The following is a 14,188-nucleotide window of genomic DNA, read 5'->3' as shown; positions in this document are numbered from 1 at the left end:
TTATTTGAGCTCCGTTTTTACTTTAATCATATGCTATGCTTTTAGTTATTACTCTTACCAAAAATCTCTTCTTGCAAACGACGACCTGTCGGTGTTGCTGCAAGGCCACCTTCTGCTGTTTCACGAAGTGCTACTGGCATCGTTTGTCCAATTCTAAACATCGCCTCAATGACTTCATCACATGGAATTGTACTAGTTACACCAGCTAATGATAAATCAGCTGAAATCATGGCATTCGCAGCTCCTGCTGCATTACGTTTTACACAAGGTACTTCTACAAGCCCTGCAACAGGATCACATACTAAACCAAGCATATTCTTTAATGAAATCGCCATCGCTGTAGCTGCTTGATCTTGTGTTCCACCAGCCATCTCAACTGCTGCTGCAGCTGCCATTCCACTTGCTGAACCTACTTCAGCTTGGCAACCTCCTGCCGCGCCAGAAATACAAGCATTATTCGCAACAACCATACCGAAAGCTCCTGCTGTAAATAAAAATTCAATCATTTCTTCGCGTGTCGGCTGTAATTTTTCTTGCAGTGCAAACAGTACACCTGGCACTGTTCCAGCAGATCCTGCTGTTGGTGTTGCACAAATAATTCCCATCGCCGCATTTACTTCATTTGTCGCAACAGCTTTACTCACTGCGTCCAAAATCGTATCTCCAGATAAGCCTTTTCCACTCTGCATATACGCTTGGACTTTCACAGCATCCCCGCCAGTTAAACCAGTCGGTGATTTTACACCACGAATACCGCGTTCTACTGCTTGTTCCATCACGACTAAGTTCTTTTCCATTCCAGCAATTACTTCTTCACGTGAGATATTTCTTGTTTGCATTTCACATTGAATCATAATTTCTGCGATTTTTACATTTTGCTCTTTAGCTTGCGCCACTAGTTCCGCTGCGTTCCGAAACATGGTGTGTCCCCCCTGCAATTAATCCATAATAGTTACTTGACAAATATTTTGTTGCCCATTTATTTCCGCAATTACTTCATCTGCTAATAATTCATCTGTTTCAATGACCATAAGCGCTCTTCTTCCTTTTTCTTTACGAGAAACACTCATTGTACTTATGTTAATCTCATGCTTAGCAAGGATTGAAGCTACAGCTGCGATAGCACCAAAGCGATCGTTATTTACAATAAGTAGTGCTGGACTCGTGCCTGTTAATTGAAGATCGAATCCGTTTAATTCTACAACTTCAATTTTACCGCCACCAATTGAGCAAGCAACAACTTCAATTTCCTCTTCACCTTTATACAGACGAATTTTCGCTGTATTTGGATGCGGAGCATTTGCATCTTCTTCAATGAATTCCACTTCAATCCCGCGTTCTTTTGCAATATCTAACGCACTTGGAATACGTAAATCATCTGTTTCAAATCCTAGTATTCCACCGATTAGCGCTACATCCGTACCGTGACCACGGTATGTTTTTGCAAATGAACCATATAATGAAATGCTAACTCTCTCTGGTTCATGACGAAACAGCTGACGAGCAACTTGCCCCATTCTTGCCGCGCCTGCTGTATGTGAACTTGATGGACCAATCATAACCGGACCAATAATATCAAACACTGAGCGATACTTCATCATAACTCCCCCTAAACCTCTATGAAAAAATTATTTACTATTCTATTAAGCTACCGAATCGGTTGCTGTTCCAGTCGTACCACGAATTTGTTCCGCTGTAAGAATTGGATAGTTTTTGAATAACAGTGAAGCAATATATCCTGAAATAATACCAGTTATAATAATAAATAAGAAACTTAGCATTACCTGCATTTAAAAATAATATAAGATAGTCCACAATAAAGTCTGGTAGCAATCCAAAGTTTAACACAGAACCCCTTACAAGCATAGCATAAACAAGTGAAACTCCCATTGCTTTCATACCTTTTGATATTTTAAAGCTAAAAAGTGAAAAAAGACTTAGTACAAATAATAGTAATATCCTTCCTATTATAATTTCCATGTTGCTCTCTCACGATTTAGTCAACTTCACTTGTTATGACAAATGGCTAAAACGCATGTAGCCTACAATAAATTATAATCTGCCCTCATTATAGCTTGTTTTTAATAAAACGCTTACTTTTAATGAATTTTAAAAGTTCTGAATAAAAATCCGTTTTTGCTACTTGTACCACTCGTATGTCGTCTGACTTATATAACAGTTTTTCTAAATAATCGGTATTATGTATTTTTACCCTATATCTTCACATCATTAAAACTTTCTGTGTCATCCTATATAAAAATAAAATGATAACAGTTTTATTTTTATTTTTTTAAAAATAAAAAAATGGCAACCTATCGTCACCATTTTTTCACAACATTATTATCTTTCTACTGGAAATGATTTTAAATCCGTAGCTATTTCTGTATTAGAAAATAGCTCTCTTGCCTCTTTCAATAATTCCTTATATGTATCTCCTTGATAACGAGAACTAATATGAGTCAATATTAAGCGTTTTGCATTTGCCTGAACTGCAATACTCGCAGCTTGCTTAGATGTGGAATGAAAATAATCATACGCTTGTTGTTCATCTTCTGCCGCAAAAGTTGCTTCATGAACAAGTACGTCAGCATCTTGCGCAAGCTCTCTACTCGCTTCGCAATATCGTGTATCGCCTAAAATTGTAATAACTCTTCCTTTTTGAGGCGGGCCAATAAAATCTTTTCCATCTAACACTGTGCCATTCTCTAATTCAACTACTTCACCATCTTTTAAGCGTTTAAAAACTGGACCAGGTTTCACACCCATTCCCAGTAACTTATCCACTAAAAGAGCTCCCTGTATATCTTTCTCTACAATTCGATATCCGAAACATTCAATTCCATGTGATAACCTTTTTGTTTCTACACAAAATTCATTATCCTCAAACACAATACCTTCTTCCGTAATCTCAACGATTTCAAGTGGATATTTAACATGTGTCGTACTTACTGATAATGCCACTTCAATAAATTGTTTAATTCCTTTTGGTCCATACACTGTTAAAGGTGTAGTCCCTCCTTGAAACGAACGGCTTCCTAATAAACCAGGCAACCCAAAAATATGATCACCATGTAAATGCGTAATAAATATTTTTTCAATGCGGCGTGGACGTACTGATGTATGTAATATTTGATGTTGCGTCGCCTCGCCACAATCAAATAACCAAGTCTGTCCTCGTTCTTCTAGCAATTGCAGAGCAATTGCTGAAACATTCCTTCCTTTCGAAGGAACACCTGCACCAGTTCCTAAAAATACAAATTCCACTTTCTTTCCTCCAGCTCTTTATATAATCTATCTTTCATCTTACGGAATGTTATTTCAAATGGCAAATCGAATTTACATAACCAATCATCTAGACAACTATATAACACGAACATTATAATCAAAAAACTTAGTGTTCGTTCGTGTTTTGTGTTAAAATGATTATACTACATTTTAAGGGAGCGTTTTATTATGAAAGAAGCATTTCGTTTACAAACTGATTTTTCATCTTCATTTGATCGCTGGGTAAGTTCTTTCGTTTCTGATCACCCAGCACAATTAGAATGGACGACTTTAAAAGAATTAATCCATGAATATACAACAACACATACAAATGATTCGTTACCAACATATATTTCTTCAGCTTTAACATATTACGCACAACGTGTTTCAACAGCAAGTAATTCAGAGATTGTTATTTTTGAAAATGCTACAATCTCGTAATCTAAAATAAAAAAAGCACTGATTACAGTGCTTTTTTTATTTTTACTTATTTAACAACCAGTCATCTTCTGTCCAAAAATCTGTATACATACTCCGATCAAATTCATCTAAAATTATCTTTTCACTTGATTTATTAAATAATCCTTTTACTTGTAGCACAATTGAAACAACTATATTGTATCTTTTTTGTAAATATCTTTTCTTTATTTAATATCTATAAGTAAAACAGTTGTTATTGCTTGAAAAACTTTGTGTAATGATATGTTTTACAAGGTATTTGTTAAAAAGTTATAGCTAATATTAAAGAAATATTAATATTAGTAAATCTATATATATTATTTTATTTAGTGTGCTATATTTTTTAAGGGCTTACAAGTCAAAGAATAGGAGGAGTATAAATGAAAAAAATAACGGTTCTAACTTTAACAGCAGGAATAGCCTTATCAAGCTTTGCAGCATCAGCAGCAGCAAAGTCTAATCATGAAGATAGACCCTGGTCAAATGTATATCGTGTTTACAGTCCTAATGATGAAACACCATCTCAACCTAAATATAATAAAACGGCTTATTATATGAGGGTAGACAACATGTCGGGATTAGATGGATATTTCAATGCCTGGGCTGCATTAAAAGATGGTACTGATGTTTCGGATGGTCATTCATACAAAATGCGTGATGGTCAAGAAGAATTCTTATACAATTTAGCAGTTGAGAAATATAATTCTGGTATCAAGGTTAAAATTGATACTCGAAGATGGGCTGAGGGTACAGCAAGCGGTGTTTGGAGCCCGGATAGTATTCGTAAATAATTATATAAAAAAATGAACTTATAAATATAATACTTTATATTCTTGTAAGCCTTTCTTCGTAACATTACATATTTTAAATGTTACGAGGAGTATATTTGAATTTTTAAGAGGTGAAACATGGGTACTTATTTTAATGAAAGAATGACTAATAGGAATTTTTATTTTTCGCTTATGTTAGGAATGGCCTTATCTTGTGTATATATATTATATTATGTAATTCCACTAGCCGATAAAAGGGACGTTATCTTCACTCCGTATACAACTTGGATGGGAATTAATAGTATTGTAACACCTTCCTTTTTATTTTTCTTTATACTTCCAGTGATTGCAAGTTTGCCTAGTTCATCAATCTTTCAGGAAGATAAAAAAAATGGTTCTTTTTTGTTTGTAATTATGAGAAGTAATTATAAAATGTATTTTCTTAAGCTGTTTAGTAAGACCTTTCTTATCGGTGGCATTGTCGTTATTATTCCATTGATTTTAAACATTTTTTTATCATTTATGTTTCTTCCAAATATAACTCCTGACGAAATTTTAAATTCCAATATAGGGATGTATGAGCGAGCAACCTTTTTTATTAGTATATATTTTACTAATCCTTTCATTCATATGTTGTTATATATATTTATCGCGTTTATTTACGGTGGAGCATTTGCTTTGTTTTCTCTTAGTATATCCTTTTATGCAAAGCATACTTTTATAACTTTATTAAGTGCTTTTTTATTACAACTCTTTTTAATGATAATTAATTTATTTTATGCTACGCCTCTTGCTCCCATATATTTCTTATCTGAATCTCATATATATCATGGAGCAAATATTATTGTCTCTATTTTAGTGTTGGTAGGGATTTTTATTTTATCGATAGTTTTGTTTTTAAGGGAGTAAAACGACATGTTATTTTATAACCTTTTGAAAATGTATTTATTAGAGTTGTTTCAAAAACGATGGTTATTTGTGATTAATATTTTATTTCTTATAGTTGGTGTGTCTATTCACCTCATTAGATCATTTTACTTTTTATCTAATGATTCTTTGTTTTCATTTCTTAGTACTTCAAGAGATATGAAAATAGTGTTATTTAGTTATCTTCCATTATTGTTACTTTTTTCTATTCATTTAATTATACGGATAAGAATGTTTATATGTATTTTAGACATAAAACTCGTCAATCATATTGTTTTCATTTAATCATAAAAATTGTAAGTCTAACAATCATCTATTCAAGTATCTATCTGTTAATTGTAGGAATTAATTTTTTTATTGTAAAAGAAAAAATAGTGATTTGGTTGCTCACATCTTCAAGTTGGTTAGTAATTACATATTTTATAGTATCGTTATGGCTAGTAACTGTAGCAATATGTATTTTTGCACAAATACTAGTTTTTTTCATTAAAAATAAAGCTATTTGTATTTTTACTATTTACTTCCTTATTACGATAGATCAGTTTTTAGAAAAAAATATAATTTCTCTTTATTTTGGTCAAAAGGTTTGATTTTTCAAGAAAAAGATTGGTTTCTAATAGATATAATCTTGATGAAATTGGCTTTTATGTTAGGGATTATTAGTATTTCATTTGCTATATTGAATATTTGTTTACACCGGATGGACTTATATAACGGAAGTGATTAATTACGATGAATAATAGTGTTTTTTATAAATTATTAAAAAGGGATTTAATATTAAGCATTCATATTATGAAATTAAGATTGATAATAGTATTTATTGTTTATAGTGCATTGGTGGGGGGAGCGGCATTTTTATTAAAGCAATCAGCCCAGTATAGAGAGCTACCTTCAAATGCTATAACGGTTTTTGATGTTTTATATGAATTACTAAAAGGGATATCTTTTAAAGAAGTTGAAATGGGGCGATTCCAGCTTCCAGTAACATGGCTTATATTACAATTATCTTATTGTTTTATATTAGGTACTTATGTAAGAGCTGATTTTATACAACAGACACCGTATCTTTTAGCAAGGAAAGTGTCTAGGTATCAAGTATTGTTTAGCAAATTTATTAGTACAGGTATACTAACTATTTGTATAACTTTATTATTTTATATTGCCGTGTTCTTCTGGGGAGGTATTTTTTGTTCTTATCAATTTAACTGGGGGATATATACAGAAAATATTAATCCTAAAATTTATAATCATTTAAAAGAAACCATTTTTGTTATAAAAGCTTTACTTTACAACTAATAACATCTTCCTTATTAGTTTGGGTTTATTTAATTGTGTCTACTAAATTTAAAAGTGTTATTTCATATATAGTGATTACAGTGATTATTACCATGACTATATTTATACCGGTTATATGTAATCCGTTCGATAGTATGTTAATTCGTAAAAATTTATTTTACGTTAATAATGAACATTTTCTATATTCTATTTCCTATTTTCTTTTGTGCGCTTTTTTTCTATGGATAAGTGGTTATTGGGTAGGGAAAACATTTGAATTTGTTAATAGAAAGGATGATTCTGATGATATACATTGAAGCTAAGCATGTTTCTAAAGTGCTAAAAGGCAATATTATTTTAAATGATGTTAATTTAGAATTAGAAAAGGGAAAGATTTACGGTTTTAAAGGGAGAAATGGTTCCGGTAAAACAATGCTTTTTAGAGCTCTATTAGGATTGATGAAAATAGATAGTGGTGAAATATTAATAGATAGAAAAATAATTGGTATTGATCATCCGTTTCCTGAAAATACAGGCATTATCATTGAATATCCAGGATTCATTCCAGACTATACAGGATTTAAAAACTTAAAACTATTAGCTTCTATTCAAAATAAAATAACTGATACAACAATTAGTGAAACAATGGAGCTCGTAGGATTAAATCCGGAAGATAAAAGAAAAGTGAAAAAATATTCACTTGGCATGAAACAAAGATTGGGTATAGCGCAAGCAATTATGGAAGATCCTAAGTTATTAATTTTGGATGAGCCTACAAACGCTTTAGATGAAAATGGAATTAGGGATATAACTAAAATCTTATTAGATTTAAAGTCTACAGGTACAACTATATTAGTCGCGAGTCATGATAGCGAAACATTAAATTTAATTGCAGACAGAATATTCCTAGTTGAAAATGGTAAAGTATCACTATCTTCAGCGATGTAGAGGGAGAAAGATATGAATAAAAAACGATATGTTTTTATGGTCATTTGTACATTTTTTATATTAGGCGCATGTTGGAGATATCAGGTAGTAAATAATTTAAATGGATCTTATATTGTAAAATCAGAGAATATTAATCTAGGTCAATCATTTAATACAGATATATTTAAATTTAGCATTAATTCTTTCAAGAAGAAACAAGTAATTGTTGATAACGGAAATAAAGAAGTTCATTATGTTTTTGATATTGAGGCAACAAATAACACGCAAACGGAACAAACAATTTTTACAGATTTGCATATATTAGCACCTTTAAAAGGTGTTAACAAGACGAATGGAATGTTTAATGAAAGTACAAGGAAAACAATAGTTTCATGGGAGAGTTTACAAAATCATAAAGGCCTTGTAACAATGAAAATGAGAGAAAGCTGGGGTGTTGCACTTAGTACACCGGTGAAGTTAGTATATCTAGGCGAAAAAAATGGTAAGAAAATAAAATACATATTAGATTTACCTAATAATTAAAAGCCTAATTTGCTTGTTGATTTCTGGAATGAGATGAAATCAACTTTTCCATTAGATGGTTTGTAATATATAACCTTGCTCTTACTATTAAACAAAGAAAATATTCCTACTGTGGTGCAAATATGAAAAATATACGTTATCAATCTACAAATGCCAATAGAGCCCCGAAAGAGGTTCTATTGGCATTTTAGATTTTAACAAATCCTTTAAGGCAAAAAAGTATAAAAACACTTTTTTGCCTCTCTCATCCATGCTCATTTGTATAATAATCGTTCCATCTACGTTTAAATAAATTTCTCCATGAGAACATAAATCTTCTCGCTCATTAAACAACCACTTCTGATTCTCAGATATTTATTATAAAATTTGGCGGTTTCATTATACATGCACCTCTTACAAAACATTTATTTCCCCATATTATCTATAAACAACATAACGCACTCCATTCCATATATCCATTATAAATCTATTTAATTTTTCAAAAAAACAGATTAAAAAGATATTGACACTACAAATTTACAGTGCTAATATTCAACATGTAATTGAATATGGTCTCTGTTAGGTGAGGCTCCTGTATAGAGAAACGCTGCTGCCCAAAAATGTCGAGAGACGCCAATGGGTCAACAGGAAAGGTCGGAATGAAGGCCTTTCTTAACGTAGCTGGTTTCAGTACCTATGCTATACAGTGCTAAAACTCAACGAGGGAGAGGTGCGTATGTTTTGTCATACACAAAAACTGTTTTTATCTATGTTTACTAACAGTCTTTGTTGTTGACTCTTTTTGACTACGAATTCAGACCTTTACTCGTTTTGAGTAAAGGTCTTTTTTATATCTTTATGCACCTTACTATGAAACAAACATAGCATATTCAGAAACTACTAATTGTACGGAGGTGAGGAACAGTGGCAAGTGATGATTCGGCCCAGATACCCATATGTTTTACGTTAATATTTCACCATGTAGGCAGGAAAGAAACTGTTCCTCCCAATTTTAAATAGTCGAGTAACAGATTGTTTCCTCCTTCATGAAAGAGGAGGAACTACCAATGTTAAATTTACAAAGACAAGAAACAAAGCATGCTTACGATCAAGATAGCATGAAAGCAAATAACGAATTATTAGTGGAAGTTGCAACACAGGATGTAAACTCTGCGTTAAAACTCTTAGAAACAACACAAGATGGACTCTCTAAACAAGAAGCGTCTCGTAGACTTTCTTTATATGGTCCGAACGAAATCGCTCATAATAAAACATTGCCGTGGTACATTCAATTTCTGCTGGCATTTAAAAATCCATTTATTTTTGTTTTATTAGCTCTTGGAGCACTCTCTTTTTTCACAGATGATATACAAGGAACAATTGTCGTATCTGTAATGGTACTGCTAAGTGCAACGATTCGCTTTCTACAAGAATTCCGCTCTCAGAAAGCGGCGGATAAGTTAAAGGCTATGGTTCGAACAACTGCGAGTGTCTTTAGAATAGATGGATTTTTACACGAAACAAAAAACGTAACAAATTTAAATCGAAATTACACAACAGAAATTCCAATTGAAGAACTTGTACCTGGCGATATTATTTCACTTTCAGCTGGTGATATCGTGCCAGCTGATGTGCGTATTTTATCCGCAAAAGATTTATTTGTTAATCAGTCTTCTTTAACCGGGGAAGCACTTCCTGTAGAAAAATACGAAAACTGCTACCATACGGAAAATAAACATATATTACCGAAAAACATGAAAAAAAATTACAATCCGCTCGATATGGAAAACCTTTGCTTTATGGGTACAAATATTGTTAGCGGTAGCGCTAAAGCTGTTGTTATTTCAACTAGTACGGATACGTATTTCGGCTCTTTAGCAAAAAAGGTTATCGGAAAACGCGCAGAAACAAGCTTTGATAAAGGCGTAAACAAAGTAAGTTGGCTCTTAATCACATTCATGCTTATTATGGCACCCATTGTCCTTCTCATTAATGGATTCACAAAAGGAGATTGGCAAGAAGCTTTTTTCTTTGCTATTGCTGTTGCAGTTGGTCTTACACCTGAAATGCTGCCAATGATTGTAACTGCTAATTTAGCTAAAGGTGCCGTTAACATGTCTAAACAAAAAGTAATTGTAAAACAGCTCAACTCTATTCAAAACTTAGGTGCTATGAACATTCTTTGCACAGATAAAACTGGAACTTTAACAGAAGATAAAGTTGTCCTAGTTCGTCATTTAGATCCTAACGGAAATGAATGCGATCGTGTATTACACTTTGCCTATTTAAATAGCTTCTATCAAACGGGATTGAAAAACTTAATAGATAAAGCTGTTATTGAACATACAGAGGAAAACCATAAATTTGATCCATCAGCTTTTCAAAAGCTAGATGAAATTCCATTCGATTTTGCTCGTCGTCGTATGTCTGTCATCGTGAAAGATATTTCAGGTGAACATACAATGGTTTGTAAAGGTGCCGTAGAAGAAATTTTATCAATTTGTAATTACACTGAAGTTGATGGGCAAATTATCCCTCTCACTGAAGAAATAAGAGCAAATGTAAAACATCTTAGCGAAACTTTAAATAGTGAAGGAATGCGTGTCATCGCTGTAGCATACAAGAAAGATAACAAACCTTATCATAAAGCTTATGCAGTACAAGATGAATCCGCTATGATCCTTACTGGATATATCGGCTTTTTAGATCCACCAAAACCATCTGCTGCTTCTGCAATTCAAGCATTGCAAAAACACGGCGTACAAGTGAAAATCTTAACTGGTGATAACGAAATTGTTACAAGAAAGGTTTGTAAAGACGTTGGATTAAATATAGGAGAGCCTGTCCTCGGTTACGAAATCGATTCTTTACCAGATAAAGCATTAGCAAAACTGGCAGAAAAAACAACAGTGTTCGCAAAACTAAATCCAATGCAAAAATCTCGTATTATTCACGTATTACAAGGTAATGGTCATACTGTAGGTTACATGGGCGATGGCATTAACGATGCCGTGGCATTACGTGAAGCTGACGTTGGAATATCTGTTGATACCGCTACCGATATCGCAAAAGAATCTTCCGATATTATTTTACTCGAAAAAAGTTTAACTATATTAGAAGCAGGTATTTTAGAGGGACGTACTACGTTCGGCAATATTTTAAAATATATCAAAATGACGGCGAGCTCTAACTTCGGAAATGTATTTAGTGTATTAATAGCAAGTGCTTTCATTCCATTTTTACCGATGCTTGCAATTCATCTCTTAATTCAAAACTTACTTTATGATATTTCACAGCTTTCAATTCCATGGGATAAAATGGATAAGGAATTTCTAGAGAAGCCTAGAAAATGGGATACTGCAAACTTGCGTAACTTCATTATTTGCATCGGTCCAATTAGCTCTATATTCGATATTATCACATTCGTTGTCATGTGGAATGTGTTCGGTGCAAATACACCTGGAGAACAATCGCTATTCCAATCTGGTTGGTTTGTCGTTGGGTTGCTAACTCAAACATTAATTGTCCACATGATTAGAACACAGAAAATTCCGTTCATTCAAAGCGCAGCATCAATACCAGTTCTTGTATTAACCGCTTGTATTATGGCAATCGGAATTTACATTCCATTCTCACCACTTGGTGCAGCAATTGGTTTACAAGCATTACCACTAAGCTACTTCCCGTGGCTCATAGGAATATTATTAGGTTATGCTTTCTTAACACAATTCCTGAAAAAGCTTTATATTAAAAAATTCCATAGCTGGTTGTAAAAATGAGAATGAGTGGGTATCTCTCACTCATTCTCAAAAAATATAACATGTACTTATATGTATGGAGGTGACCATGATGATATGGTATGACATCGTATTAAGGTTATTTATAGCAATTATTGTAGGAGCTTGCATCGGAATGGAAAGACAATGGAGACATCGAATGGCTGGTTTGCGGACAAATGCTCTCGTGTCACTTGGCGCCTGTATATTTGTTTTATTATCCGTCATGCTTGATCATGATGCTAGTCCATCACGCATCGCCGCTCAAGTTGTTAGTGGTATTGGCTTTTTAGGAGGCGGTGTTATTATTCGTGACGGTTTTAGTATTAGAGGGTTAAATACAGCGGCAACTTTATGGTGTGCAGCTGCTGTTGGTACTCTTACAGGTGCTGGCTTCCTCGTTGCAGCTATGCTAGGTGCAGCCGGCGTCTTACTAGCAAATATACTACTACGCCCAATCGCTCTATTTATGAATAATAAATCAAAAGAAGATTTACCCGAGCAAACAAACTACTTACTTTCTCTTACTTGTTCAGAAGAAAATGAAGCACATATTCGTTTTCTTCTCATGCACATGGTAAGTTCTGAAGGTATCGGTTTAAAAGAATTGTACAGTGAAGACGTTGATTCTAACCAAAAAGTATGTATACAAGCTACATTACATTGCAATACAAATGCAGCTGTCTTAATTGAAAAAATAGTAAGTAGAATGCTTTTAGAATCTGGTGTTACTGCCGCGGGGTGGAAGACAACACTAGACTTAGAAGCAAGTTAAATCATAAAGGTGTCATGAATAAAACAGAAGGTTTAATATTCATGACACCTTCTGTTTTATTTTCAAGTTATTAGCAACTGCTAGGAATAACTAAAAGTAATCCATACTCATTCAATCTTTTTGTTTCAACTTAGTATGGGGCTAAAAAAGAAGGGTTTAAATCTCTAAAACCTTCTACATAAACTTATTTTCTAATTTTTGCTGAAACGACTTTTCTTGCTTACGCAATAATTGACTACCTCTCTGTAAAAGAGGTGTTCCATACTTTTCATTAATTTGATCAATAACAGCAAGTAACGGCTCTTCTTTCGCATCTTCTTCGAATGAAAACAAATCTAACTGTTTCACTGATTCTGTCTTCCACTCTAATTCAGTAGCTGTAACACCTAACAGACGAACAGAATCACCATCCCAGTGTTGCTTCCATAAACGTGATGCTGCTTGGAAAATAACCCGTTCTTCCCATATTGCATTTTTCAATTGTTTACTCCGTGTTACCGTGCGACGATCATGGTATTTAATCATAATTTGAATGTTATAACTAACGAGAGTTCGTTTTTGTAGCCTTTTGCTTACTGATTTCGATAATCTTTCTAACATATCAAGTAATTCTTTTTCTTCGTCCATATCCTTTGAGAAAGTCATCGAATTTCCAACGCTTTTATGTTCTCCCATTTGATTCGGATCAACTTCCCTGTCATCCATACCTTTTGCACGTTTTTGTAAATCAACACCGTGCTTTCCAATTTTAGCGCGAATGATATGCTCGTCTCCTTTTGCTAACTGTTCAATTGTATGTATATGAATGTCTTTTAGTTTTTCAGCTGTTTTCTCTCCGATTCCATGCATCTCTGCAACTGATCGTGGCCAAATAATTTCTGGGATATCACGTTTTCGAAGTACTGTAATTCCAAGAGGTTTTTTCATATCTGAAGCAGTCTTTGCTAGGAAAAGGTTTGGGGCAATCCCAATGCTACATGGAAGCTGTAACTCTGTTAGTAACGCTTGTTGAATCATCTTCGCTATTTCAAGAGGCGAACCGAGCGCATAGCAATCTGTAATATCTAAATACCCTTCATCTATAGAAAACGGTTGTATTTTTTCTGTAAAACGGGAAAGAATTTGAAACATTTGAAATGAAGCTTCTCGATATAATGTAAAATTAGGGTGCCTCACAACTAATTGCGGGCATAATCGCTTCGCTTCCCATAGAGGCATCGTCGTACGTATTCCATATTCTCTCGCCTCATAACTACATGTTATGATAATCCCTTTTCTCTCTTTTTCATTCCCCGCAATCGCTAATGGCTTTCCTTGTAATGTTGGGTCATGAGCAATTTCAACAGATGCGAAAAAACAATTCATATCTACATGTAAAATAACACGTCCATTTTTCGGATACATTTCTCGCATTATACTCACCCCTTCCAAAGAACATTTGTTCTTTCATTATATCAAATTCATGTACAATATAATAATTACTTATTCTTTTT

The 14,188-nt window shown here is 33.5% G+C and carries 13 protein-coding genes and 1 riboswitch; of the genes, 8 read left to right on the top strand and 5 right to left on the bottom strand.

The window, feature by feature from the left end; genetic code table 11:
- Window positions 1-41: 41 nt before the first annotated feature.
- From sdaAA to rnz, 4 genes are all read right to left on the bottom strand, one after another.
- Window positions 42-920 carry an L-serine ammonia-lyase, iron-sulfur-dependent, subunit alpha gene (gene sdaAA, locus JFT89_RS27545; RefSeq protein ID WP_002033842.1) on the bottom strand — a complete coding sequence of 293 codons (879 nt, stop codon included), beginning with the start codon at window positions 918-920 and terminating at the stop codon, window positions 42-44.
- Window positions 921-938: 18 nt separating this feature from the next.
- Complete coding sequence (sdaAB, locus tag JFT89_RS27540) at window positions 939-1,598, bottom strand: L-serine ammonia-lyase, iron-sulfur-dependent subunit beta (RefSeq protein WP_002088527.1); 660 nt, start codon at window positions 1,596-1,598, stop codon at window positions 939-941.
- Between the two features lie 45 nt (window positions 1,599-1,643).
- Entirely contained in the window at window positions 1,644-1,781 is a 138-nt protein-coding gene (locus JFT89_RS30420; protein ID WP_002066987.1) for a hypothetical protein, read from the bottom strand.
- Window positions 1,782-2,340: 559 nt separating this feature from the next.
- Entirely contained in the window at window positions 2,341-3,264 is a 924-nt protein-coding gene (gene rnz, locus JFT89_RS27530; RefSeq protein WP_002066986.1) for a ribonuclease Z, read from the bottom strand.
- Between the two features lie 189 nt (window positions 3,265-3,453).
- Between rnz and JFT89_RS27525 the strand changes: the two genes are divergently transcribed.
- From JFT89_RS27525 to JFT89_RS27490, 8 genes are all read left to right on the top strand, one after another.
- Window positions 3,454-3,705: a DUF3932 family protein gene (locus JFT89_RS27525; RefSeq protein WP_002066984.1), complete on the top strand. Its 252-nt coding sequence runs from the start codon at window positions 3,454-3,456 to the stop codon at window positions 3,703-3,705.
- Window positions 3,706-4,103: 398 nt separating this feature from the next.
- Entirely contained in the window at window positions 4,104-4,514 is a 411-nt protein-coding gene (locus tag JFT89_RS27520; RefSeq protein WP_002033980.1) for a hypothetical protein, read from the top strand.
- Between the two features lie 117 nt (window positions 4,515-4,631).
- Entirely contained in the window at window positions 4,632-5,402 is a 771-nt protein-coding gene (locus JFT89_RS27515) for a hypothetical protein (RefSeq protein ID WP_242488432.1), read from the top strand.
- 750 nt (window positions 5,403-6,152) lie between these two features.
- Window positions 6,153-6,716: a hypothetical protein gene (locus tag JFT89_RS27510; protein ID WP_242488431.1), complete on the top strand. Its 564-nt coding sequence runs from the start codon at window positions 6,153-6,155 to the stop codon at window positions 6,714-6,716.
- A gap of 282 nt (window positions 6,717-6,998) precedes the next feature.
- Window positions 6,999-7,643 (top strand): ATP-binding cassette domain-containing protein, encoded by a 645-nt coding sequence (locus tag JFT89_RS27505; RefSeq protein ID WP_016096137.1) that lies wholly within the window; start codon window positions 6,999-7,001, stop codon window positions 7,641-7,643.
- A 12-nt stretch (window positions 7,644-7,655) separates the two neighbouring features.
- Window positions 7,656-8,165, top strand: coding sequence for a hypothetical protein (locus tag JFT89_RS27500; protein ID WP_002067050.1), 510 nt, complete (start codon window positions 7,656-7,658; stop codon window positions 8,163-8,165).
- A 547-nt stretch (window positions 8,166-8,712) separates the two neighbouring features.
- A riboswitch (M-box (ykoK) riboswitch) is annotated at window positions 8,713-8,880 on the top strand.
- A 331-nt stretch (window positions 8,881-9,211) separates the two neighbouring features.
- A complete protein-coding gene (mgtA, locus tag JFT89_RS27495) occupies window positions 9,212-11,917 on the top strand; it encodes a magnesium-translocating P-type ATPase (protein ID WP_201040922.1) in 2,706 nt (901 codons plus the stop codon).
- 76 nt (window positions 11,918-11,993) lie between these two features.
- The gene (locus JFT89_RS27490) at window positions 11,994-12,695 is read left to right on the top strand and encodes an MgtC/SapB family protein (protein WP_016096135.1); all 702 of its coding nucleotides are present in this window, start codon (window positions 11,994-11,996) and stop codon (window positions 12,693-12,695) included.
- A 174-nt stretch (window positions 12,696-12,869) separates the two neighbouring features.
- Here the strand turns inward: JFT89_RS27490 and JFT89_RS27485 are convergent, their stop codons facing one another.
- Window positions 12,870-14,108 (bottom strand): DNA polymerase IV, encoded by a 1,239-nt coding sequence (locus JFT89_RS27485; RefSeq protein WP_002067046.1) that lies wholly within the window; start codon window positions 14,106-14,108, stop codon window positions 12,870-12,872.
- Between the last annotated feature and the right edge of the window lie 80 nt (window positions 14,109-14,188).

The organism is Bacillus sp. TH25, assembly GCF_016650935.1.
Classification (GTDB): domain Bacteria; phylum Bacillota; class Bacilli; order Bacillales; family Bacillaceae_G; genus Bacillus_A; species Bacillus_A mycoides.
The sequence above is the reverse complement of the archived record's forward strand: the minus strand, read 5'-3'. Positions and strand labels throughout refer to the sequence as shown.

Bases quoted from the DNA above. Each gene is read 5' to 3' on its own strand.
- sdaAA (WP_002033842.1), bottom strand. From the start codon at position 920: ATGTTTCGGAACGCAGCGGAACTAGTGGCGCAAGCTAAAGAGCAAAAT.
- sdaAB (WP_002088527.1), bottom strand. From the start codon at position 1,598: ATGAAGTATCGCTCAGTGTTTGATATTATTGGTCCGGTTATGATTGGT.
- JFT89_RS30420 (WP_002066987.1), bottom strand. From the start codon at position 1,781: ATGCTAAGTTTCTTATTTATTATTATAACTGGTATTATTTCAGGATAT.
- JFT89_RS27525 (WP_002066984.1), top strand. From the start codon at position 3,454: ATGAAAGAAGCATTTCGTTTACAAACTGATTTTTCATCTTCATTTGAT.
- JFT89_RS27520 (WP_002033980.1), top strand. From the start codon at position 4,104: ATGAAAAAAATAACGGTTCTAACTTTAACAGCAGGAATAGCCTTATCA.
- JFT89_RS27515 (WP_242488432.1), top strand. From the start codon at position 4,632: ATGGGTACTTATTTTAATGAAAGAATGACTAATAGGAATTTTTATTTT.
- JFT89_RS27510 (WP_242488431.1), top strand. From the start codon at position 6,153: ATGAATAATAGTGTTTTTTATAAATTATTAAAAAGGGATTTAATATTA.
- JFT89_RS27505 (WP_016096137.1), top strand. From the start codon at position 6,999: ATGATATACATTGAAGCTAAGCATGTTTCTAAAGTGCTAAAAGGCAAT.
- JFT89_RS27500 (WP_002067050.1), top strand. From the start codon at position 7,656: ATGAATAAAAAACGATATGTTTTTATGGTCATTTGTACATTTTTTATA.
- mgtA (WP_201040922.1), top strand. From the start codon at position 9,212: ATGTTAAATTTACAAAGACAAGAAACAAAGCATGCTTACGATCAAGAT.
- JFT89_RS27490 (WP_016096135.1), top strand. From the start codon at position 11,994: ATGATATGGTATGACATCGTATTAAGGTTATTTATAGCAATTATTGTA.
- JFT89_RS27485 (WP_002067046.1), bottom strand. From the start codon at position 14,108: ATGCGAGAAATGTATCCGAAAAATGGACGTGTTATTTTACATGTAGAT.